The following is a 22,367-nucleotide window of genomic DNA, read 5'->3' as shown; positions in this document are numbered from 1 at the left end:
CTGCCAAGCCGACGAACAAACTCACTTCACGGTAAAGCAATCAGAATGACACCAGAGCAGAAGGTCATCTACAGCAAAATCCTCGGGCATCTGAGCAGGAATGACTATTCGGATGCCCGTCTATTTGAAGGCGCGAGTCGGATCTCACATTCTTGTACCGCAGCTGATTTCGCTGATCTGTTGATGTTCACCGCGAACAGGATGCTTGGGGATCGGTCGCCTGCCGAGGTGGCTCTTGAGCGCGGAGGAGTGTTTGTCTTGAACCGAGTTCGGCCGTGGGAGTGACTGCTAACGGTCATCGGCCGCAAGATGTGCGAAAATTCGGTGCTCCATCCAGGCGCGCTAAAACCCAGTACGGAAGCGTTCAAGAAAAAGACAAAAAATGCTTTGATGTGAGAGTCACACAACCAGAAAGGATTCCGGTGGTCTAATCCGACATCCAAGTCGGCCCGCCGGAACGCAACAACAAACTTCTGGATCTCACAATGAATAGAACCTCGAAACAAGTCCCAGCAAAAGCCAAAATGACGAGCGCAGCCGCCGCGAGAATTCAGTCGGCAACAGCCAAGTCGCGCGACGGGACAGTGCCAGCCAAGAGTTTTGCTGCTCGCGCTCAGCGCGCATCCAGCAAACCCATCAAGACTATGAAACCGTGACAGTACTGGGCGGGCCTTTAATAGGCCCGCTTGTTCACCCGAAAAGAAGCCCAAACTGATGACACTCTACAGCAAAGACAAGATGATCAACGCCCTCGCCAGAGATCTTCGGCGATTGGGATGGCGTTACAGAAGAGGAAAGAAGCATGGTGTACTGACTGCCCCCAATGGGCGGAGGGTAACCGTGTCGACAACTCCAAGTGACTTTCGATCTTACCAGAACTTTCGGCGAGATATTCGCCTGGCCTGTTCGGAAAGGGTTCAATATGCATCCCCTTCTGTGCAGAACGCCGGTAAGTGCAGCAGTGATGAGAAATGAACATGAAAAATGACAATCCAACTGCCAGCTCGATTCGTGCCCGCGTCATTCAATCGCTGACAAATGTCGGTCTTTGGCCTGAGGACGACGCGACAAGAAAGTCATTCATTGAATCGGTCAGAAGTCCAGTAGACAAGAACAAGGACCTTTTTCCGAACCGTGTACCGATGAATGTTTTTGAAAACATCGCGATCCTTAAAATTGCCTTTGGCTTCAATAATACGGGCGTTAAAGACGTTGCCTCCGGAAACACGTCGGTAGTTGAAGGGAAATTGAAAGCGCGGGAGGCAGAAATCACATTTCTGGCCAACGCGTATCAACACGCCAAGTCTCAGTTCCCCAAACTAAGGCAAGCGCTGCAATCCGGTAAGGCTTTTCATGAGATGAGCCTGAAACAAATGATGTCATCGCCGCATACCCGGCAGGCGTCAAATACAAGCGCACCTGCGGCCCCACTTCATATCGTTCGGGCACTCGAAAAGGTTCGATGGAGCGAGGAGTACCAAGAAGGGAACCCCGATGCCATTTGTCTTGCGGCCGAGCACTACCTGGCGGCTGGTGCGATGGAAATTGCTGAACCTTTAATCCAGGAAGTCTTGGACGTGCATTCCGAACATCCAGGTGGCTGGTTTCAGAAGAGCCGGCTCCTACTTGAGAAATCCAAGCAGGCCGCACGAAAAGCGACGCGCTACAAGGTTATGAGCGAAGATGCGGATGTCCTTAGCGCAGCAGAACGGCATTACGAAGAATTGGCCTATGATGAAGCCGATGCTTCAAGGAGTCTGGAGGATCAGGCATTTGAAACCTGTATCAGGGCTTACAAGCTGTTGCCAGACAACAAGACTTATGAACAATCGGCCATCAAATGGTCGCGAGACTATGGAACGCTTCGTGAACTCCGCCACAGGATGTTGCTCTTTATCGTATCCATGGCAGCAAAAAGATGTGATCCCAATGCGTATAGCAGTCCGGTTTTTGAACGCGTCCGGGCTCGGTTAGGGCGTCTTAAAAAATACGATCCCAAAACTGGAGAATTCACACCCGACTTGGACAAAATTGCAGAATTGTCTGCATTGGCGCTGTTTTCTGCGGACACGGATGCACTTGTACTTTCTGCCTACGACGAACTCATGAACAAGTCGCATTGGGGGCATTTTGATAGGACCGCCCTTCGGCTGAACTCGCTGAACTTCTTCCGCCTCTTGGCACCAAAGCCGGTCTATCACGATGAAGTTGAGCAATTTGTCGAGGATATAAAGCGTGGAATACCGGCGAATTCATGCCGATATTTCGGGTATTTTTCTGACCCCGATTGGATAACCGGTTGGAGAAACACTCTGCATGAACATCTTGACGCCGTGATGAGCCGGCATGAACAACGGGAACTCGTGCGGGAACTCCATACGGCATGGATTGCTGATATTGAGAAAGACCGCGACGATGCATTGTTAGCTATCTACGATGACCAACTTCGAATGAAATTTGAGGCCAACGACCCCTTGGGCGCATTCGATGTGGCTGTTCAAGGGGAAAGTGAAGGCATCTACAAGCGTGGCGATGGGCATGGGGCTCTGGTTCTTAGAAGAACCGCGCAGCATGCAGAGCGCGCGGCTGACATAAAAAACAGTTCAAACGCTACAATTCGATATTTGCTACAGGATCAAAGCCTGCAATCTGTTGCAGAGGAGTATTACGATCAGCGTTTGGCAGAATCTGATCCTTTAGATGGCCCAGATCCTTTCCCTGAGTATTTGTTTGAAGTCAATTCGGACTAGGATTTTGAATGGCCACACCAAGTAAGCTCCATCTCTTTTGAGTTAGCAAATGTGTGTGGCCAAAATCTCTGATCCGGGCAATTCGGGGCGAGTGTTCTGATTTCCCTTGCTCTCGAAAGTTGGTTGCTCGGGTCGCGATGGAAATCTGCGTCCGCTCGAAACAGTTGCATGTAAACTTACCTTAAGTCAAAGCACCCCCCGCCGTGGGCTGGGCTAAAATCTGCCGCAAAATGAACAAGTTCCGAAGTGAGACACGGGCTGAGTTAGCTAGGTGATGGCATGTCCCAAGATCTTTCCATGCGTGAGATTTCGATTTTGGTTTGTTTATTGCCTACCGAGCACGTGGCGGTTTGCCGTGTCGAGCAAGCAATGCAAGTCGGACCTGGATTCGGGCGTGCGTGGTATGCCAACCAGAAAGAACATTGGATCGGTTGGCTGGCAGACTACGAAGGGCCCGGAGCTTATGTAAAAGCACCCAAGGTAAATGTTGCCGTTGAAAACGTATATCGTCGGATAGTTTGTACACCGGCACTGTTTTGGTTGGTCGTTCAGTCTGCGTCTATCGAGCGAACTGCTGCGCAAGCTCTTGTCAAATCCATACTGGCAGATCCGAATGCCGCGATGGCGAGCCATAGCGCATTGATACGGCGTACAGTGCCTTGGGATGCCGTTCGAACGGCGCTACTCAATCGTGGGCCGATTTCACGGGGGGAATGGAGCGGCGCTAGCGCTACGCTTCTCGAAACTCGTGAGAAGTTACGCAGCCATTGTTATTCACAAAAGGCTTGGGCAGCGGCACGGGAATTCGAACAGAAAGTAGACGAGGTCGAAATGGACATAGAAAAGATCATCCATAGTTTGCCCCAGAAAAGTATTGCCCAGCGGCAAATCATGCGCCGAAATGCCGAGAAGCTCATGATTGACGGTGCCGATGAACAACGCAATGCGGCAACGCAACTGATCTCTGCGTTGGATGAGCTGGAGGAGCAGGAGCGCGAAACCTTGAATCAAAAACTATCAGGAATGAAGCCGGCCGAAAGGGTAATCCATGCGTTCACCTGCGTACCGCCTAGCGAAACCGAAATTGGACTAATCCGTGTTTTGATGGACCGCCCCGGATCCACATCAACTGAGCTCAGCCGCGCTCTTGGTTGGGACGCACAAACCTGGCATTTGCACTTTGGTACTATGTGTAAACGGCGGGAAGCAGATTTGTGGCCGGCGGACGCTTCGAATATTCGTGATGCAAGCTTCTACAGCGGCATTCTCGCAAACTTTGACAACCAAAACGCTACTTGGGAGCTCAAACCTGAAGTTGAGGCGGCATTTCGAAATCTGGGTATCTAGTTGGTTGAAGATTGTTCAACGCCGATGGCCAGACAGGGGTTGGTGCATCGCTTGTTGCCATGAAACTGTGCTTTTCTGGTAGTTGACCAGCCCTGCCATTCCTTCGTCATGTCAAAACGAAACTCGGACCTGAATGCAGCAAGTAGAGAAAAGATCCTGCTCTACCAGAAGCCAAGTGGAGAACGCCAATTGAAAAACAACTACATTTTGATCGATTTCGAGAATCTTCAGCCAGTGAACCTTGGAGCCCTCAATGGTCACGACTTCAGATTGATCGTCTTTGTCGGCGCCAACCAGAAAAATGTTCCCTATGACTTCGCGCGAGCGCTGCAAAACCTGGGCGAAAAGGCCACCTATCAGAAGATCTCGGGCAATGGCGTTAACGCGCTGGATTTCCACATCGCCTTCTACATTGGTGAACTCTCGGCCAGGGACGAGAACGCCTAATTCCATATCATCTCACGTGGCAAGGGCTTCGATCCGCTCATCGCTCACTTGCGTGAACGCAGGATTTACGCGCTCCGCCACAAGGACCTGTCAGAAATCCCCTTTGTCAGGATATCGAACGCCAAATCACCCGACGAAAAAATCGATGCAATTGTTGCCAGCCTGAGATCTCGCGGTTCTTCGCGCCCAAGAAAAATCAAAACCTTGGCAAGCACGATCAACGCCCTGTTCATGAAGACTCTGGATGAGGCTGAACAGGACACTTTGGTAACGGAGTTGCAACGGCGTGGGCACGTAATAGTCAACAGTCAATCTGTTAGCTACGGCGCTTCGATTGTTGGCCACTAGCCCAGTACAGCACGACTATTCTGCGGCCTCCCAAGGTATCGTTGTGTCAACTGGGTGGATTAGGATGGGTCCTCACAATAGGGCGCAGCGCGAGCACGAACCTCAACCATCGGCCTAATACAGCTCGAAAATGGTGCCAGCGTTGGTAGCGGGGTGGCGGCATCGAGCGATCACATCAGCCACTTGCCAGGAAAAGCAGGAGCGCCCAAAGAGGAAAAATGTATCATATTATTCCCGACATTCATGGTGATGCCGACAAGCTGGATGGTTTGCTCGCATATCTTGGGTTGCAGCATATGCCTTCGGGGTGGCCGGGGGCCAACACCGGAGCAGCGGATCATGTTTCTCGGAGACTTCGTTGATCGTGGTCCCGAGAGTGCCCGCGTATTGGACACCGTCAGATCCCTTGTCGGCAGCAGCAAGGCTGATGCGGTGATGGGGAACCACGAGTTCAATACCATCCACTATCATACGGCGGTAAGAGGAAATGCTCGCCGTGTCGCCACCCGCGACGACAAGACCGCCGAAAGTTTTCTGGGCTCCATCGACATAACATCGATCCGCCTCTGGCTCGGCCATTTGTAAACATGACTGAAGGACGTCCAAGTAATTCAGTGTTCAGCCTAATGTGTCTTCAGGAACATTTTCCACCTCTCTGAAAATAACAAAGATGGTGGCCCGCCGGCGGGAATCGCCACTTTTTCTTTGTGCAAATCCGCATAGTCGGCACGCGCTCGCTCGGAAAAACGGGCTGTCATTGTGCTTGGTTCGATAGCCATTTCCCCCGCGTCGAATAGATTGTGTAGATCGGAGCGGAGTAGGATGCCATTCGCGAGAGTATTGCGTCCCTTTCGGGCAAACTCAACTACGTGGGCCGCCTCCAAAGCGGGCTGCACAGATGTACCGCTAACCGCGCATGCTTTGTATGCACAGAGAAGTGCGGCGCGGAACTGAGTTTGTTCAGGTCGGGTCAGCGCGCTATGATAGCTTTCCAAACGTCTTTTCTCGTCGTCGGTGTCCTCTGAAGCTTTTTCCAGTCGGACTTCCAAACCACCTAGTCTTCGAAGCGGAGCGGCCGCCTGATTTACATTCATATCGTTTGATTTTCTAGACGTGTTTCCTGCTATTTGAGCAACTAGAAATCCAAAGGCTTTCGTCGGATAGCGAATTCCATCAAACACAATATATCTATGATCTGGCTCTTCCCTTCCGGTGCGCTCGAACAACCATTCAAAGCCATCGCTGCTATTCTTCTGCACTAAATGGATAGCTTCATCGATATGCTCGCGTTTAATGAGCTTTCGTGCTTCCTTGAGATCCATTTGAGCTCCATGCAATTGGTCATGCCTAATTCAACTATTACTCGACGCAAGGCGGTCGCAACGCAACGCTTAGGCGATTTAGGTCGCGTTGACAAATGGTGCAACCAGAGGCGTATCTGCGTGATGTTGATAACGCCGAGAGAGCTCTCCTCCGTCTTATCGTACCGGATGGTGGCACTGAGAGCATTCTTCAGCTTTTTGAAGCGGCTTTCGACCAGGTTGCGCATGGTTTCAGCATAGTGCGTTGCTGATCTGTCCCGGATCGCGGTCGGTGCCGGAGAGATCGCCTTAGGGTCAGGACGCATTGATTTTCAACGCGCTGCGTGGTTCACGGCTTCTAAAATGGAGTGGTGACATGAGCGACCTTTACTGGCTGACCGACGAGCAGATGGCCAATCTTTCCCCTTTCTTCCCGAAGTCGCACGGCAAGCCACGGGTCGATGACAAGAGAGTGCTGAGCGGGATTATCTTCATCAATCGCAACGGGTTGCGCTGGCGCGACGCTCCCAAGGAATACGGACCGCGTAAAACGCTGTACAGCCGGTGGAAACAATGGAGTGAGAAAGGCGTCTTACCCCATACGGACCTATGCTACGGCCCCTGTTACAGGTATGCCAAGAGCGGTGTAACGGTTGAGAACGGCGATGCGGATTTGGATCTCTGCGACCTGCCGGTCAAAGTCGCGTGCCATGAGGCTCTAGCCCATCAGTTTCACACAATGCATCTTACTTTCAACGCGGCTCCGGCGGTGGTATCCTGTCAGCCGCCGCCACAACGCCTTGCCCAGGTATTGTGACGCTCGCACTGCTTCGTTTTGAGCGGTGGCTCCCGCGCTCGTAGGCTTCCAAGGTTTGGCGTTCTTACGAGGTGGTATGACGGCATGGGCATCGCGGGCGGCAATTGCGTCATGGCACTTCCGGGTGTCATAGGCGCCATCAGCTGTGACGTTGCTGATGTCCTGATCTGGTGGGATTTGGTTCAGTAACTCGGGCAGCATGGGAGCATCGCCGACATTACTTGTCGTGACTTCCACCGCCCGTACTTCCAGCGTTTCCTCGTCGACCCCAATATGTATCTTACGCCATATCCGGCGTTTCGGGCCGCCATGTTTGCGAGCATTCCACTCGCCTTCGCCCTCCGCCTTGATGCCCGTGCTGTCGATAAGGAGGTTCAATGGTCCGCCGCCGCCACGATATGGCAAGCTCACGTTCAGTGTCTTCTGGCGGCGGCAAAGAGTGCTGAAGTCCGGCACCGCCCAATCCAGTCCTGCCAGACGTAACAAACTTTCGACGAACCCGGTCGTTTGTCGAAGTGGCAAACCAAACAATACCTTTATCGTCAGACAGGTCTGGATCGCGGCATCGCTGAAACGCTGCTGCCGACCCCGTTTGCCGTTTGGCCGAGGCCTCCAGTCCATATCCGGGTCAAACCAGACGGACAGCGACCCGCGCTGCTTCAATGCGGTGTTGTAGGATGACCAGTTCCTGGTCTCATACTTCGTTCGTGCCCAACTACTCATGCACCCCAGCTATCATGCTGGATTCAAACAGTGAATCCCTCATGCCATTTGTGCAACAAAGCCGTTGTTCACCGCCAAGGCCCATAAAATTCAAGTTTTTCCATCAATCCCCCAAAAGACACAGTGATACCGCGAGTTCCTTGATCAGTCTCCTTTTGGAGAGAAAGTGACCTGAACCGTACCTGATATCTCTTGGCCGAAGACAGAGCCTTTTAATTGCACATCCATACGGACTTGAGTGAGCTGGTAGTCTGGTGGAATCAGTTTTTCAAGTTTCCGCGAAATTACCTTGGGCGTTATTTCCTGAATGATTGCACTGGGTGGCTTATCGGCAGGATCGCTCTTTCCGCCTAGGATCAGAATGCCGGGCGCACTTTCCTCCGCAACTTCTTCGAAATCTGATTCGACCAACGTGATTTCAAACTTGCTCATTTGACTGCCCCCAGCTTCACTTCGCAGTTTCCGAAGATGCTGAACCACAAAGCGTAACAGCGCTCCGCAGTAATCTGATCCGGTTTGTGCATCTCACCGGCAAAAGGCCTTTTTAGAACTGCCCAAAGCTCGTGCAAGTATTCGCATTCTTCACGCTGGACCAGATTGACCAGCCGTTTAGCAAAATCCACACCAGCACGGGCGGCGATGATAGAGGATGGCGACACGACCGTACAGTCGCTCGATTCAACAATTGATGCGCTCATGCCCACATCTCCATTTACCGAGCGACCGCCAGCACAGGAAATGATAAACAGCAAGGAACCCGCCGGGAACCGGTGGTTGAAGCAATCATCAAGCGAAAAATGCACATCGGAACAAAGACGCAAACCCTTTGTCGTTTCGTGCTCACAAATCCAGCTAATAATTCTTTTGTTTGAGACGGCGCTGGTCAAATCGCTCACCAAATCAGTGAAATAAACCTCTTCTCCCATGCCTTTGAAGATTTCCGACACTTTCTTTTTTTCAATACGCTCAAAGTCACTGTCCAAGACAGGATCAACGCAGACAATGCGTCCTTCAGGTTCGGGCGCTTTTTCAAGATTGTCGACATTTGTCTTGGTCGGAATGCGCGAAATGACACAATTGTCGGACAGAAACTCTCCCTCCCCTGAGTCAGGATTGTAAAGCGCTTCCCATGGTATCCAGTGCAGATTCGTCCAGATTAGAAACATGTCCGATTGCGCAGCATGCATCCAAAGATCATTGCGCTCTTCATCCGAGAATAACTTACGCGAAATTACTCCGCCTCTCGTTTTCAGATCATCAAAAAAAATCTTCCGGTCCCGGTCGGTTCCGTCATCAACGGTACCCTTCTGGATGTTCTGATCGACATACTCCCAATAGGAGACAATTTCCTTCCTTATTCCCTCCATTTCCTCGAACGACACAGATCTGTCCATGATCGGATACTGAGCTGCGGGGTTTACGCCCCCGCTTACCTCTATGCGAAGCTTTTGCGTGTCTTCTTCATACTGCGCGCGACAATAGGCAACGATCTTTCGCTTCATGACTAAATCTTCCTCGTAAACAACGGACGGCTGTCGGCAAAAACGGTCAGGGACGCTTCAGGGAAGGGCCTTTTGAAGGTCACGTCCTCGAACACCACTTCACCCAAGTAGAAGTCCCGGTCCGGGGCTTTCTCTAACGGCCATACTCGTTCAACTTCGTCAATGCCGCCCTCAGGTTTGATCCACGCCATCAAAACGTCAGGCTCTTCATCAAACTGAAGATCAAGCTTAGCCTGAAAATAATTCTCTCCCGCAGGCTCCAACGTTTCTGGGAACCTAACGGAGAACTCACCAAATTGGCCAAGCTGCCAAGACTTCTCCTGTTCCTCGACGGTGCCGCCGGAAATATATGACTTGTCAATCAACACATCGCGCAGCTTTTGCTCCAGCGCGAATACTTGACCTACGATTTTGTCCAACTCAGCATCCAGACTCCTGGCCACCGCTTCGACATGCTCACTTTTTGCATAAAGGCCAATTCTTGCCGTCTCCTTCGCTGCTTCGACAACGTGCCTGCTCAGCAGACCAGCGTGCAGCACAATCCCACTGATTTGTGCGACGTTCCGTGATTGCTCGATCCGGTCGATTTCAGCTTTTTCCTGCCGCAGCACCCGGCCCAGATATTCCACAATAGATCGCACGCGCGACTCAAACTCGCGGGTCGTTTCCGGCTCCCATCCAATGTGACTGAGTGGAATGTCAAAAATTAGCTCGTATAGATACGTCCGGTCGTTCACAAGCTGTTCGCAGTAGTACTTGCCCGATTCAGTTATTGATAGATGGGATACGAAACGCACATCGGTTTCATGTTCTGGCGAGGTCAGAAGTCGGGCTTTCAACATGGTGCCGATGGCATGATCGACCAGCGCACGATCATATCCGACACTGGCAAGCCAAGTCTGGACTTGCCGGCGTTCTGTCAACCCGCGAGAAAAATAAAATGCCGATAGGACTCTGTAAATCACGCAGTAGTCTATCGTATGCTCTACGGAATCGAAGAAATACAGGTTGAAAATCGGCGAATTCACTCGCGACTCAAAGTACCGTTTCCCACCGGTGAGCAACCCTTTCAAAAAGTGCTCGTTCCAATCGTGCTGCCGCCTTTCCACCGCCTGTTCTCTATTGTCTGTTACTACGACATCAAAGAGCGACCGGTAGTCCAGTTCGGAGAACCTCAGAAAGCGATAAAAGGCGGCGAGCGCCTTGCGCACGTTATTGCAGGCAATCCCTCGGATAAGTAGGTCTTGGTTCCACTCTGTCAGAACGTTTCGATTCAGATTTTCCAACGCGCGCATCGTGTTGGGAATTTGCAACCGAAAACCCGAATTCGGGTCATGTATCGTGAACGAACGGCCGCGCCCCCGCATGACCCGCCGCAAACGGTTGTTAATGACCTCACGGATGTTGGGCGAGGGCAGCGCAATCTGGAAAGTGTAGAACGCACCCTTGTTTGCATCCACTTCTATATGCGTGGCAAAGGTCGGCGGGCGCATGCACAGGATCATGGTTGTGCGGGTTTTTAGGTAAATCCCTCGCGAGAGATGCGAAATCTTTGCAACCGCTGAGGACGCCATTTGATCGAGATTGTCGAAAATGACGACCGGCTCCACGTATTCGGGCAGAATATCTCTTAGAAGCGCGAAGTACTCGACAATGGTGGTTGAACTTGGTTGGATACCACGTTCCGAGTATTGCTCTCTCTCATAGTAGGCCTCGATCTGGGCGAGGATTCCGGATGGTGGCTTCTCGTCCAGATTGTTGTTGAGTGCCTCATAGCAGTCCGTATGCAATCTCTGAAACAGTTCTGAGTAGACCGGATCATCGTCCCCGATGTGCAAGCCATTAATGATGATCGGCATAAACTTCTGAAGCGATGGGCATTTGTCTCTTAACTCGCCAAAGACAAACTGCATGAACGTGGATTTTCCAATCCCAACTGGACCGATTATGGAGAGTACCCGGTTTGATCTGGAATTGATTAGAAAGTTAATCAGATCAATCTCATAGAAGGCTGGTCGTAGATCGTCACCGACCACAAAGTCTCGCAAAACGTCCACCACGTCTTTCGGCAGATTGGCAGTCAGCGCGCTGATTACCGATTGGTCCGCCGACGTTACGCGGTTACACACGTAGTGCGATCCGCTTTGGTCAATCAATGGGCGGTCATCACCAACTAGAGCATCGGATATTTCGTTTTCCAGGGCAGCAAAAAACGCATTATCGAGAGAAGCGTTTCCGCGACGAGACACTCTGAATACATTGGGGCTCAAAGAGAGTTCGCTCATATCCCAGCCTCTCAACTAATGTCTGAAAATAACTTAGAGTACGAATAAAAGCTTAGCGCGGAACCTTGGCGCTACCAAGGACAAATGCTCCTTGGGAAGAATAGTACCTCGAACGAATTCGTACTTGAGTACATGGCGTGACTCTGTTGCGCAAATCGGTTGAGGGTCGCAGTTCCCCTTTCCCTGGGCGGACTTATCCTACAACCTCGGTAACTGGAATGCCAAGTGCGGTATAGCGGTTGAGGACGGCGACGCGGACATGGAGTCCCGCGACCTGGCGGTCGAAGTCCCGTGCCATGAGGCTTTGGCCCAGCAGTTTCACACAGTGCATCTTTGTTTCGACGCGGCTCCGGCGGTGGTATCCGGCCCATCGTCGCCAGAGTGCGCGGCCCAAGTATTTTGAAGCCCGGAGTGCCTCGTTGCGCGCCACAGCACCAGCGCTGCTGGGCTTCCAGAGCTTAGCGTTTCTGCGCGGTGGGATGACAGCGGTAGCCCCTCGATCCGCGATGGCTTCGTGGCACTTGCGGGTATCATAGGCTCCGTCCGCGGTCACTGAGCCGATCTCTTGGTCAGGCGGTATCTGCCTGAGCAGTTCGGGCAGCATGGGTGCGTCACCAATGCTGCTGCCGGTGATCTCGATAGCCCGAACTTCCAACGTTTGCTCATCGATCCCGAGGTGTATCTTGCGCCACAGGCGGCGTTTGGGGCCACCGTGCTTGCGCGATGCTACTCGCCTTCACCTTCGGCCTTGATACCTGTGCTGTCGATCAGGAGATGCAGCGGGCCTTGTGATCCGCGATATGGGATGTTCACAACCAACGTCTTTTGTCGCCGGCACAAGGTGCTGAAATCCAATACCGTCCAATCCAGACCGATCAGCCGAAGCAAACTTTCAACGAACCCGGTCGTCTGCCGCAGCGCCATCCCGAACAACACATTCATCGTCAGGCAGGCTTGGATCGCAGCATCGCTGTAGGTTTGCTGTCGACCTCGTTTGCCGGACGGTTCCGCCGCCCAATTCATCTCGGGATCGAACCAGATTGTCAGGGAGCCACGCTGCTTGAGTGCTGCGTTGTAGTCCGGCCAGTTCTTGGTCTTATAGGTTTGTGGTATTGGTCTGCTCATGGACACCAGCTACCATACTGGGTTCATGATATGAATCCCGCCAGGTGATTTACGCAACAGAGCCCCAGTTCACTGGTATCAATGTCATAGTCCTAGTGCGCCCATAGTTAATTGGCCAACCTCGCCATCTGCCACTAAGCCGCTTGCAATTTGAAACGCCCTTACAGCGGCTTCTGTGTGCGGTCCAAAAATACCATCGACATCGCCTGGGTCGTAACCTTGCATTTTCAAAGCTGATTGAATCTGCCGCACCTTTTCGCCACGCATAGGTGGATAGGTCAGTCTGAAGATCAATGACGCAGGAGGAGAATAAACTGATCCTGAATCTTCAATTTCATACTCCAAAAGCGGAACTAGCATAGCCAGATCCCACCGACGACCGTCGATCTTGTCCACAGTCACCCCTCTTGCTTTGGAGTGCGCTTCAATAGTAGAGCCGTCACCACGCGACAATGCCACATGACCAATTCCTGACTTCGCTGGGCGTCTAATCAACACAGCACCCGGAACGGATTTCGCTTTTCCGATGCTAACTCTTCGCGGGCTTGACTTAGCATCTCTTGCCCAGGCCCCGGAATACGCGTCTGCATAGGATGGATTATCCGAATTGTCGGTGCACCCAACAACTAAACCCGCCATCTGGAAAGCCAGCCAAGAAGCGAATTCAGCACAATCCCAGGGGCCGCTCCAATTTTGATTGTCTTTAGGAACCTTCACACCCAGCATATAGCTTTCTCCACGATGTGACTCCGCGAGACTCACAAGATCTTGTCCACTATTCATCAAAATTCTCCCTCAAACTACAATGAAAGATTTAGCGATGATCGAAACGCTGAATACAGAGATTCAAAGAAAGAATTTATAGCCGCTTGAACGGTGGCTTGAACAATTGCAGAAAGCGCTGCGGCCTCTGACCGAAGAGCCCTCTCGTTTTCCGTTAGTAGAAACTCAGCAGTTTCCCGAGAAATTTCCCCACTCGCCACACCTATTGCTATAGTGCGAAGCGTTTCCTCATTTGCTTTGAAACTCTCTTTTACCCAAGACTTTGCAGACTTTCCGCCTTTCTTGGCGATTTTCACTGCGCCATCCAATGCATCTTGGAAACTTTCGTCAAAGTCAAAACTCATTTCAGCCCTCCATTTGGAAAGATAGAAAAACAACTACAACCCAATCGCCTTCGCATTTTCCGCAGTTAAAGCTGATTTCAAATGTCTCTCCAAAATTTGACGCTGTGCGGTCAGAGATGCGTCTGAGAGATCAGAAGCAGAGCCGGTACGGTTTCGGCTATGGAAATTTTCCCATGATGTTAGCAGGTTTTGCGCTGCTTCAATGCTATCACTGTTTTTGGGCCGCGCCTGCTCCGAGAGTAGATGGACTCTCATGTTTGCGGTGATTTCGTCGTAGTCGGACGATAGGGATGAGATTTTTTGCTTGCGCTGGGAGGCAGGTGTGGAACTGAGCGCTTGATAGTAAGAAATGACTTCTTTGGAAATCGCCGTAATTCTCTCAACGGATTTCTCATTGTATCCCGTAATGTATGAGACACATCCAACTAGTAATACGAAAGTTAAACTTGCTCCATAGGCACGCAAAACACCGAATGTAATCAAATCAACGCCCCCGCAAAAAATATTCCAAACACCACACGTCACTTTTTTAATGCAAAGTGGTGAATCAAAAGAAGCCTTAGAATCTAAAGATCAACCTTACCATGTTTTGTAAAAAAATCAATATTTCCATTTTGAGATGAATTGTAACGAGAAATGTTTTAGCTAGAAGTGGTCTTCATCGGTCACATCATCAACGTTTGGAGATTGTGACAGAATATGCTACGCTATTGCCAATTTTTTTGAATCTTGAGTGTTCTTAGAATGACTTTTAAACTCGGAATTGTGGTAGGCCATACCGACGCAGCCGGTGGTGCAGTAGGCATCAATCTTCCAAGGGAATATGATTTTCATAAAGCAATGGCGACGGACATGCTCGCGTTTGCACAATCCGAATTCGATCATAGCGCGCTTGAGGCGAGAGCATTTTTTCGAGACGGTATTGGAGTGTCGGGGGCTTATGGCCAAGTAAACGACTGGGTAGGAGCAAATGCGTCGCGTGCAGCAACCGTTGAATTGCACTACAACGCCGCGTCCCCTTCGGCTTCTGGTACGGAAACACTGAGTTCCGGTTCCGCTGGCAGCATGGCTCTTTCGGAACGGGTGCAGGGTGGGCTCTGCCTCCTTCTTGAGCGGCCGGGCCTGTCACGCGGAATCAAGATTCGCAATAGAACGAACAAGGAGCGGGGCTGGCTTAGCCTTGTGTCGGGTACACCGCCCGCCATCATCACTGAACCAGCATTTGGAAGCAATTCAAACGACGCTGGTCTTTTAAAGGACAAACAATTTTTGATTGGCCACGAAATCGTACGCCGCGCTATGCGGTATTTCGAAGAAGTTGTTGGAGATTGAGATGACAGGCGTCAAGGACGAAGCTGGAACTGAGCTGCTGCCGCCAAACAAACTTGAGATATTGAGAAATCTTTCGAAGCTAAGCCTTATTGGACTCGCAGTGCCGTTTGTCGCCATCATGACGCCAGGGATCGCTACTACTCTCGGCGCCCCGGAACACGTCCTGAACGCACTAATCAACCTTAGCTGGGTTCTCGTGATCTTTGGTGGCTTTGCATTTCTGGTCGTGTCATTGTTTTCAGCAGCGGTGTTGTTTCGCGTATTCAACATGCACGACAAACAGCAATCTTTAGGATTGCCTCGCAATTCTATTCGCAGCCTCCTTACATTCCTCGTATTTCTAATCCTTATGGCTTTTATTTTTTACTCGACACAGGTCGTTTCAAGCCAAAGCTCTGAGGGAATCGCAATAATTCCATTTGTTCAGGCAGATGAATTGCAAAAGACAATTTCGGCCCTTGGAATAGTGGGGCAAGTTACCGGCTATGAGGTGATAGGCGAGCCAGGCCAACAACAGACGCAGGTTACCTTCCTGGTCGAAGGTAAAAGCACGGCGATGGAGTATTTTGACCGCATTTTGGTCGCATTGCTGGGAATTTCCAGCACCATCATCGGTTTCTACTTTGGTTCCCGCACGCGAGAGGCGGCTGACGAAACTTCCGACAACAAGGAAGAACCCGAGGGCCAAGAGGAAAAACAAAGCGATTCAATGGGCGACGTAGCCGTTGATGAAACCGACAGTCTTGAATGGTCGGTCAAATCACAAGTTCTCAATCTCAAACCTTTACAAGATGGTGGATTTACTGGTGTGGTCATGGTTAACCCCTCTGACCCCTTTGGAGATCGTGAGTTTGGTGCTCGGTTGGTACCGCCCGAAAACCATGACCCCAAGATAGATGCAGCAATCGTCGAGGTGACCCGAACAGCTGACAAACTGCAACTAAAGATTACTGGTGTCGAACTCGAAAAACTCCGCGAATACGACCTCGAAATGTCAATCTTTTATCGCGATGAAGAGGAACAGGCCAAGTCTATTCCAATCGATTTCACACTGATGGAATAGGTGGCTAGGTTCTGGACCCATTAAATTTGTTGCTGCTGTCTCGGTTGCATGATTCAAGCCCCTGAGTTTCAGAGGTGTATCATGAGCAATCTATTCTGGCTGACTGACGAACAGATGGAGCGCCTTCAGCCCTATTTTCCGAAGAGCCATGGCAAGCCGAGGGTTGACGACCGGCGTGTTCTAAGTGGGATTATTTTCATCAATCGCAGTGGGTTGCGGTGGTCTGATGCGCCTCGTGAATATGGGCCACCAAAGACGCTGTACAATCGCTGGAAACGATGGAGCGATATGGGCGTGTTCGCTCGGATCATGAACGGACTGGCTGCTGAAGGCACGGATCACAAGACGATCATGATTGACGCAACATATCTCAAAGCGCACCGCACGGCCTCCAGCCTGCGGTTGAAAAAAGGGGGCGCGGCAGGCTGATCGGGCGCACCAAGGGTGGCATGAATACGAAACTGCACGCTGTTACCGACAGCCTCGGACGCCCCATCCGCTTCTTCATTTCCGCAGGCCAAGTCAGCGACTACACGGGGCAAAGGCTCTGGTGAACAATCTGCCATCAGCTGACTGGCTACTGGGAGATCGAGGCTATGACGCAGACTGGTTTCGCGAAGCCCTTAGTGACAGGGGAATTAAGCCCTGCATCCCAGGTCGAAAATCACGCGACAAGCCTGTCCGTTACGATAAACGCCGCTACAGCCGCAGAAACCGCATCGAGATCATGTTCGGACGCCTGAAAGACTGGCGGCGCGTTGCAACCCGATACGACAGATGCCCGAAGGTCTTCCTATCAGCCATCGCGCTCGCGGCTACCGTTCTATTCTGGCTGTAAATCAATGAGTCTGGAGCCTAGATGCCAGCTTGAACCATGCCAGTTCTCCGATATGATTCTCGGCCGTCGACATTGCAATAGATTCTGAACGTAATCGGTTTCGGCTCTGACGATACAATTGTGAATGTGAGATTAAATGGTACAGATATGGTACGGACGGCTGTCTAGAGAATGTGCGCGAACCAACGACATCATCAATAACCATATTTTCAAGGATTTAGTGGTAGCGGAGGAGGGACTTGAACCCCCGACACGCGGATTATGATTCCGCTGCTCTAACCAACTGAGCTACTCCGCCATGAGTGAGAGGCGATTTAAGCGAGGGGCCGGAAAGGGTCAAGGGGGAAACACCGACTTACGGAGATTATTTTTGCCCCGATCAATCTGCTTTGGTTGCCTGTGGTGCGGCGACCCCAGCAGTATCAGCAATTCTACGAATGAAGGCCGCGCAGGCGTCGGGTGCGGTGATCGGGATCATATGGCCCAACCCTTCGATCTTTTCGTCGCTCAGCCCGAACCGGGTCATGGGGGCACCGTTGGCGGTGGGTGAAAGTATGGTGTCTTGTGCGCCGTACAGAATGCCGCCGGGTACGGACAAGTCGGTATAGCGGTCTACCTGGGCTCCGATACTTTCATCCACCCCTACAACATCCTGCGACGCGGTAATGAAGGCCGAAGGGCGCAACCCCAGCGCACCGCCGGCGCGGTCCAGAAAGTCATCTGGCGCGGGTTCCGGATAGAAAACGGCTCCCAATGTATGCGGGGCGGTCTTAGCCGAAATGGGGACGGCGATCGTGTTGCCGATAAAGTTGCGCAACCACTCGGTACGTATTTCCAGCGGTTTGAAAACTTGCGGCGTGTTCGACAGCTTTTGCGTCAACGGGGCGAGCAAAGCGAGCGCTTTGGTTTTCTCCGGGTGTTCCAACGCCATGGCCAGCGATACGGCCCCGCCCAATGAGTGTCCGACCAGAACGGCGTTGGAAATGCCTTTGGTGTCCAGAAACTCTTGAATCATGCGGGCCTGTTCGGGCAGGCGCCCAAGATCGGCGCTATCGCGGGTTGAGTATCCGCAGCCAGGGCGGTCGACTGCGATGACGTGATAGTCATCCGCCAACAGGTCCATCAGAGAATAGGTGAAATGCTGCAACTGCCCCGCAAGCCCGTGGATCATGATGACTGTCTGTTTAGTGGGGTCGCCCTTTTCCACGTAATGAATGCTGCCGCCGCGCACCGGGACAATCTGTCCAAGTTGCGGGACGCGCTGCAACCCCTGCCGGGTCAGTCGCCGGGTCCACAGGTTCATGCCGACAAAGAAGCCGCCGACCAGAAGGGCGATAACTAGAATTGTGGTCATCTCATCACTTTCCGCCTGAGGAAGGGGCAGGTTGGTATTGTTCCAGCCCCGATTGCGCCATGCGCTTTTCATACTCTGAAACGGTCCCGGGCCAAAGCGTCGTGTTCCGGCCCTGTGCATCCTGATACCATGAGGCGCAGCCACCCACCTGCCATACGCTGCCTTCGTGCCGTTCGCGCATTTCCTGTTCGAAGGCTTCCTGGTAGTCCGGGCGGGGTGTTATGATTAGTAGTCCGTCGCGGTTCATCTGGTCCAGCACTCGGCCGATGTGGCGAACCTGTGCTTCGATCATCAGCACAACCGAGTTGTGACCGAGGCCGGTATGTGGGCCGAGTAAGATGAAGAAATTGGGGAAACCTGCGATGGCAGTACCCAGATGCGCTTTCATTCCGTCCGACCATGCCTGGCGCAATGTCAGTCCATCGGATCCAGTTATGTCGAGGCGCTCGACCACATCTGTGACATGAAACCCGGTGCCCCAGATCAGAACGTCGGCCTTTGTACGGCTTCCGTCAGATGAATTGATCTGATCGCCCTCAATTGATGCCACACCGTACGGGAGCAACGTCACGTTTTCACGCGCCAGTGTCGGGTACCAATCGTTTGAGCTGAGGATGCGTTTGCAGCCGATACGATAGTCCGGCGTCAGCTGTTTGCGCAGACCCGGGTCTGCGATCGCGCTTGCCAACGATTTGCGCCACATCTTCATGGCAAAATTTACCATCCGTTTTTCGCCGCGGAACACGCGATGGCGATACTCGAAGACCATGTAAACCAGTTTCCGGCGTGCCCAAGGTAACACCGGGATGCTGCGATAAAGGCGGCGTAACCAGGGCGCGATTGGGCCATCCGGGCGGGGCAGGACATAGGGCGCGCTGCGTTGAAAGATTGTAACGTGTGCAGCAGTTTTCGCAATCTCTGGAACAAACTGGACAGCGGAAGCGCCGGTTCCGACAACTGCGACGCGTTTTTCCTCAAGCGGCGTGTCGTGATCCCACTCGGCTGAGTGAAAACAAGGCCCGGGAAAACTGTCCGCACCGGGTAAATCGGGGATGCTGGGCAGATGCAGCGCCCCTATGGCCGAGACCAGAAACCGCGCCGACCAGCGCTGCCCACTTTCGGTTTCCACTTGCCAGCGCATGCCGTCCCAGCGGGCAGATTTCAGCTGTTGATCGAAATGGCACAGCTCGTAAATCCCCTCATCAAGGCAGACCTTTTTCAAGTAGGCCTGAATTTCAGCACCGCCCGCATAAGCCCGGCTCCAGTCCGGGTTCAGATGCGTTGCCATGGAATAGAGGTGCGATGGGATATCACATGCGACACCGGGATAGGTGTTCTCACGCCACGTCCCGCCAATCTCATTCGCTTTTTCAAGGATCGCAATATCCTTGATGCCGCGTTTGCGGGCCTCAATCGCCATCGTAAGGCCGGAAAACCCGGCGCCGACGATTAGCATATCGGTTTGATATTCCATGCGCCCGTCCCTCCCAAAACGACCGATCTGTTTGGGTCAGACTATAGGCGTTGGAATGCGTGAGAACAGCTTCCCGTAGGGTCAGGAGCCGTTCACGGTTTATTCAGCCGCGTAGGATTTCACCATTTGGATCAAAAGGCGGCTCGGACAGAATGGTCGCCTTGTGCGGATGTCCCAATACCATCACCTCGACCTCATCCCCTGCTTTGGCATCGGTTACAAAGCCAAGCGCCAGAGACATGCTGACGGAATAACCATAAGCGCCAGAGGTCACGCGGCCGATACCCTGACCATTTTTGAAGATTGGCTCACCGCCAGTCGCGTCGGCGTTCGACGCGCTGGTGTCAGCCTCATCCAGTTGCAAAAGGACAAGCTGTTCGCGGGCAGGGTTGGCTATAACGGTCTCGGCTGCGTTCTTGTTCAGAAAGTCTTTGCTGAACTTGCACAACCGATCCAGACCTACCTCATGCGGCCAGTATTCGGGGCTGTATTCGCGGCTCCACGATCCATACCCCTTTTCGACGCGCAAAGACATCAACGCCCGGCTGCCAACTGGACCCGCGCCGAATTCCTGACCGGCTTGAAGCAGCGCGTCATACAGACCGGCCTGATCTTCGGTGGCGCAGTGCACCTCCCACCCCAGGTCACCCGTGAACGAGACCCGCAGGGCCAGCACCTCAATCCCGGCCAGTTCGATTTTCGCTGACCGCATGAATGGAAAATCCTCGGTGGCGAGTGAGGTATTAGTGAGTCGTTGCAAAATCTCGCGCGATTTTGGGCCCGCGACGTTGAACCCGCACACAGCTTGGGTCTTGCTTTCGAAAGTGGTGCCCTTGGGCAGAGGAACCTGCTTGAAGAACCGCTTGTGATAGCGCTCCGCCATGCCTGAACCGATGATCCAGAATTCGTCCTCGGCCACGCGGGTAACGGTGAAGTCCCCAGCGATTCCTCCGCGTTTCGAGATCAGCGGCGTCAGGCAGGACCGACCTACCGCTTTAGGCATCGTGTTGGCGAAAACTGCGTTGAGCCAACCCTTGGCCCCGGGGCCTTTGCAGACATATTTGGCAAAGTTCGAGATGTCGATGATCCCTGCGCGGTCACGCAGCATACGGCATTCCTCGCCAACCGGTCCCCACCAGTTCTGACGCGTAAAACCATTGGTGTCTTTGGCACCCGGAGTGTCTGCGAACCATAGCGGATGTTCCCAACCAGCATTCAGGCCGAAGACCGCACCCATTTGAGCCTGCGTGTCGTAGACAGGGCGCGTACGCGCCGGACGACCTGCGCTGCGCTCTTCGTTGGGGAAGTGAATGGCGAACCGGTGGGCGTACTGGTCCTGAACGCGGGCCATTGTGAACTCTTTCGTCGCCCAGTCATCGAACCGAGCCATATCCCAGGCGAACATATCGTACTGCGTTTCACCCTCGATGATCCATTGCGCCGCCATCAGGCCCATGCCGCCGGATTGTGAAAAGCCGGGGATGATGCCATTGCAGCAGAAATAGCCGTCGACCTCGGGCACTGGTCCCATCAGCACGTTGCTGTCGGGCGACCAGATCATCGGCCCGTTGATAACCCGCTTGATTCCGGCTTCACCCACGGCGGGCAGACGTTCGATGGCGTTCATCATATTCTCTTCGATCCGTTCCAGATCGTCGGGGAAGAGATCATGCGCGAAGTCGAGTGGCGTGCCATCCTCGGCCCAGAATTTCATGTCTTTTTCATAGGCGCCAACCAGCAGGCCCTGACCTTCCTGCCGCAGGTAGTATTCGCCGTCGCGATCACTGACCGAAGGCAGGCGCGTGCCGTGCGCGGCTACGTCCGCCATGGTTTCGGTCACGAAGTACTGATGCTCGGTCGGTTGCAGGGGCAGCTCGATGCCAGCCAATCTGGCGACTTCGCGCCCCCACAGACCGGCGGCATTGACGACCCAAGGGGTGTGGATATCGCCTTTGGGAGTCCGAACAATCCAAGTGCCATCTTCTTGCTGGTCGGTCGCGGTGACTGGGGTGAAGCGATGAATCTCGGCCCCGCGCTGCCGGGCGCCCACCGCATAGGCATTTGTGACACCCGAAGGGTCCACATTGCCGCCGTCAGGTTCGTACATCACGCAGCGGATGCCATCGTAGTTGACCAGCGGGTTCAGTCTTTGGGCCTCTTCGATGCTGATCTTATAAAAGTTCATGCCGTAAAGCTTGGCCTTAGCGGCCTGCAACTTCAGCTGATGTTCGCGTTCTTTGGTCTGCGCCAGATACAGCGAACCAGGCTGGAACACGCCGCAGCTCTGGCCGGTTTCGGCTTCAAGTTCTTTGTACAGGTTCATCGTGTAGTGCTGAATGCGGCTGATATTGGTGCTGTCGTGCAGCCCGTGGATGTTCGCCGCGGCGTGCCAAGTGGACCCGGATGTCAGTTCATCCCGTTCCAGCAGAACCACATCCGACCATCCCAGTTTGGTCAAATGATAGAGGATCGAACACCCGATCACCCCGCCGCCAATCACCACCGCCTGTGCATTCGTTTTCATGAGCCTGCCG

Annotated in this window: 15 protein-coding genes, 1 tRNA gene and 7 pseudogenes; 9 read left to right on the top strand and 14 right to left on the bottom strand. The window is 52.9% G+C overall.

Annotation, left to right across the window (positions count from 1 at the left end; all coding sequences use genetic code 11):
* Positions 1 to 977: 977 nt before the first annotated feature.
* From AC2FGC_RS07005 to AC2FGC_RS06985, 5 genes and pseudogenes are all read left to right on the top strand, one after another.
* Positions 978 to 2,750, top strand: coding sequence for a hypothetical protein (locus AC2FGC_RS07005; RefSeq protein ID WP_496725453.1), 1,773 nt, complete (start codon positions 978 to 980; stop codon positions 2,748 to 2,750).
* 279 nt (positions 2,751 to 3,029) lie between these two features.
* Positions 3,030 to 4,097 carry a hypothetical protein gene (locus AC2FGC_RS07000; RefSeq protein WP_496725454.1) on the top strand — a complete coding sequence of 356 codons (1,068 nt, stop codon included), beginning with the start codon at positions 3,030 to 3,032 and terminating at the stop codon, positions 4,095 to 4,097.
* A 189-nt stretch (positions 4,098 to 4,286) separates the two neighbouring features.
* The gene (locus AC2FGC_RS06995) at positions 4,287 to 4,544 is read left to right on the top strand and encodes a PIN domain-containing protein (protein ID WP_496781800.1); all 258 of its coding nucleotides are present in this window, start codon (positions 4,287 to 4,289) and stop codon (positions 4,542 to 4,544) included.
* Between the two features lie 591 nt (positions 4,545 to 5,135).
* Positions 5,136 to 5,351: pseudogene (locus AC2FGC_RS06990) on the top strand (metallophosphoesterase); the annotation flags it as partial.
* Between the two features lie 27 nt (positions 5,352 to 5,378).
* Positions 5,379 to 5,477, top strand: a pseudogene (locus AC2FGC_RS06985) (IS5/IS1182 family transposase); the annotation flags it as partial.
* A 38-nt stretch (positions 5,478 to 5,515) separates the two neighbouring features.
* Here AC2FGC_RS06985 and AC2FGC_RS06980 read toward each other — a convergent pair.
* Both AC2FGC_RS06980 and AC2FGC_RS06975 read right to left on the bottom strand, forming a co-directional pair.
* Positions 5,516 to 6,214 carry an HNH endonuclease gene (locus AC2FGC_RS06980; protein WP_496725457.1) on the bottom strand — a complete coding sequence of 233 codons (699 nt, stop codon included), beginning with the start codon at positions 6,212 to 6,214 and terminating at the stop codon, positions 5,516 to 5,518.
* Positions 6,215 to 6,300: 86 nt separating this feature from the next.
* Positions 6,301 to 6,441 (bottom strand): annotated as a pseudogene (locus tag AC2FGC_RS06975) (IS5/IS1182 family transposase); the annotation flags it as partial.
* A gap of 128 nt (positions 6,442 to 6,569) precedes the next feature.
* On the opposite strand from AC2FGC_RS06975, the pseudogene AC2FGC_RS06970 reads away from it, so the two are divergent.
* Positions 6,570 to 6,785: pseudogene (locus tag AC2FGC_RS06970) on the top strand (transposase); the annotation flags it as partial.
* Positions 6,786 to 6,800: 15 nt separating this feature from the next.
* On the opposite strand, the pseudogene AC2FGC_RS06965 reads toward AC2FGC_RS06970, so the two are convergent.
* From AC2FGC_RS06965 to AC2FGC_RS06930, 8 genes and pseudogenes are all read right to left on the bottom strand, one after another.
* Positions 6,801 to 7,733, bottom strand: a pseudogene (locus tag AC2FGC_RS06965) (IS5 family transposase).
* Positions 7,734 to 7,877: 144 nt separating this feature from the next.
* Positions 7,878 to 8,165, bottom strand: a complete 288-nt coding sequence (locus tag AC2FGC_RS06960; protein WP_496725458.1) for a hypothetical protein — start codon at positions 8,163 to 8,165, stop codon at positions 7,878 to 7,880.
* A complete protein-coding gene (locus tag AC2FGC_RS06955) occupies positions 8,162 to 9,235 on the bottom strand; it encodes a hypothetical protein (protein WP_496725459.1) in 1,074 nt (357 codons plus the stop codon). Before AC2FGC_RS06955 ends, AC2FGC_RS06960 begins: the two co-directional genes overlap by 4 nt.
* Positions 9,236 to 9,237: 2 nt before the next feature.
* On the bottom strand, positions 9,238 to 11,520 hold the full coding sequence (locus AC2FGC_RS06950) for a hypothetical protein (RefSeq protein WP_496781798.1): 2,283 nt from the start codon (positions 11,518 to 11,520) through the stop codon (positions 9,238 to 9,240).
* 193 nt (positions 11,521 to 11,713) lie between these two features.
* Positions 11,714 to 12,645: pseudogene (locus AC2FGC_RS06945) on the bottom strand (IS5 family transposase).
* An 84-nt stretch (positions 12,646 to 12,729) separates the two neighbouring features.
* On the bottom strand, positions 12,730 to 13,371 hold the full coding sequence (locus tag AC2FGC_RS06940) for a C40 family peptidase (RefSeq protein WP_496725461.1): 642 nt from the start codon (positions 13,369 to 13,371) through the stop codon (positions 12,730 to 12,732).
* Between the two features lie 74 nt (positions 13,372 to 13,445).
* A complete protein-coding gene (locus AC2FGC_RS06935) occupies positions 13,446 to 13,772 on the bottom strand; it encodes a hypothetical protein (protein ID WP_496725462.1) in 327 nt (108 codons plus the stop codon).
* A gap of 33 nt (positions 13,773 to 13,805) precedes the next feature.
* Positions 13,806 to 14,255 carry a hypothetical protein gene (locus AC2FGC_RS06930; protein WP_496781797.1) on the bottom strand — a complete coding sequence of 150 codons (450 nt, stop codon included), beginning with the start codon at positions 14,253 to 14,255 and terminating at the stop codon, positions 13,806 to 13,808.
* Positions 14,256 to 14,516: 261 nt separating this feature from the next.
* Between AC2FGC_RS06930 and AC2FGC_RS06925 the strand changes: the two genes are divergently transcribed.
* The 3 genes and pseudogenes from AC2FGC_RS06925 to AC2FGC_RS06915 all read left to right on the top strand — a co-directional run bounded on the left by AC2FGC_RS06925 (position 14,517) and on the right by AC2FGC_RS06915 (position 17,005).
* Entirely contained in the window at positions 14,517 to 15,104 is a 588-nt protein-coding gene (locus AC2FGC_RS06925) for an N-acetylmuramoyl-L-alanine amidase (RefSeq protein WP_496781795.1), read from the top strand.
* Position 15,105: 1 nt separating this feature from the next.
* The gene (locus AC2FGC_RS06920; RefSeq protein WP_496725465.1) at positions 15,106 to 16,167 is read left to right on the top strand and encodes a hypothetical protein; all 1,062 of its coding nucleotides are present in this window, start codon (positions 15,106 to 15,108) and stop codon (positions 16,165 to 16,167) included.
* A gap of 81 nt (positions 16,168 to 16,248) precedes the next feature.
* Positions 16,249 to 17,005: pseudogene (locus tag AC2FGC_RS06915) on the top strand (IS5 family transposase).
* A gap of 221 nt (positions 17,006 to 17,226) precedes the next feature.
* On the opposite strand, the gene AC2FGC_RS06910 reads toward AC2FGC_RS06915, so the two are convergent.
* The 4 genes from AC2FGC_RS06910 to AC2FGC_RS06895 all read right to left on the bottom strand — a co-directional run bounded on the left by AC2FGC_RS06910 (position 17,227) and on the right by AC2FGC_RS06895 (position 22,357).
* A tRNA-Met gene (locus AC2FGC_RS06910) sits at positions 17,227 to 17,303 on the bottom strand.
* A gap of 81 nt (positions 17,304 to 17,384) precedes the next feature.
* On the bottom strand, positions 17,385 to 18,359 hold the full coding sequence (locus AC2FGC_RS06905) for an alpha/beta fold hydrolase (protein ID WP_496725466.1): 975 nt from the start codon (positions 18,357 to 18,359) through the stop codon (positions 17,385 to 17,387).
* A 4-nt stretch (positions 18,360 to 18,363) separates the two neighbouring features.
* Entirely contained in the window at positions 18,364 to 19,833 is a 1,470-nt protein-coding gene (locus AC2FGC_RS06900; RefSeq protein WP_496725467.1) for a flavin-containing monooxygenase, read from the bottom strand.
* A 103-nt stretch (positions 19,834 to 19,936) separates the two neighbouring features.
* Entirely contained in the window at positions 19,937 to 22,357 is a 2,421-nt protein-coding gene (locus tag AC2FGC_RS06895; protein ID WP_496725468.1) for a GcvT family protein, read from the bottom strand.
* Between the last annotated feature and the right edge of the window lie 10 nt (positions 22,358 to 22,367).

It is taken from the genome of Ruegeria sp. CDSC054 (genome assembly GCF_059610645.1).
The sequence above is the reverse complement of the archived record's forward strand: the minus strand, read 5'-3'. Positions and strand labels throughout refer to the sequence as shown.

Excerpts from the sequence above, each read along its gene's own strand:
- AC2FGC_RS06920 (WP_496725465.1), top strand. The coding sequence starts at position 15,106 with ATGACAGGCGTCAAGGACGAAGCTGGAACTGAGCTGCTGCCGCCAAAC.
- AC2FGC_RS06905 (WP_496725466.1), bottom strand. The coding sequence starts at position 18,359 with ATGACCACAATTCTAGTTATCGCCCTTCTGGTCGGCGGCTTCTTTGTC.
- AC2FGC_RS06940 (WP_496725461.1), bottom strand. The coding sequence starts at position 13,371 with ATGCTGGGTGTGAAGGTTCCTAAAGACAATCAAAATTGGAGCGGCCCC.
- AC2FGC_RS06935 (WP_496725462.1), bottom strand. The coding sequence starts at position 13,772 with ATGAGTTTTGACTTTGACGAAAGTTTCCAAGATGCATTGGATGGCGCA.
- AC2FGC_RS07000 (WP_496725454.1), top strand. The coding sequence starts at position 3,030 with ATGTCCCAAGATCTTTCCATGCGTGAGATTTCGATTTTGGTTTGTTTA.
- AC2FGC_RS06895 (WP_496725468.1), bottom strand. The coding sequence starts at position 22,357 with ATGAAAACGAATGCACAGGCGGTGGTGATTGGCGGCGGGGTGATCGGG.
- AC2FGC_RS06955 (WP_496725459.1), bottom strand. The coding sequence starts at position 9,235 with ATGAAGCGAAAGATCGTTGCCTATTGTCGCGCGCAGTATGAAGAAGAC.
- AC2FGC_RS06950 (WP_496781798.1), bottom strand. The coding sequence starts at position 11,520 with ATGAGCGAACTCTCTTTGAGCCCCAATGTATTCAGAGTGTCTCGTCGC.
- AC2FGC_RS06925 (WP_496781795.1), top strand. The coding sequence starts at position 14,517 with ATGACTTTTAAACTCGGAATTGTGGTAGGCCATACCGACGCAGCCGGT.
- AC2FGC_RS06960 (WP_496725458.1), bottom strand. The coding sequence starts at position 8,165 with ATGAGCAAGTTTGAAATCACGTTGGTCGAATCAGATTTCGAAGAAGTT.
- AC2FGC_RS06900 (WP_496725467.1), bottom strand. The coding sequence starts at position 19,833 with ATGGAATATCAAACCGATATGCTAATCGTCGGCGCCGGGTTTTCCGGC.
- AC2FGC_RS06980 (WP_496725457.1), bottom strand. The coding sequence starts at position 6,214 with ATGGATCTCAAGGAAGCACGAAAGCTCATTAAACGCGAGCATATCGAT.
- AC2FGC_RS07005 (WP_496725453.1), top strand. The coding sequence starts at position 978 with ATGAAAAATGACAATCCAACTGCCAGCTCGATTCGTGCCCGCGTCATT.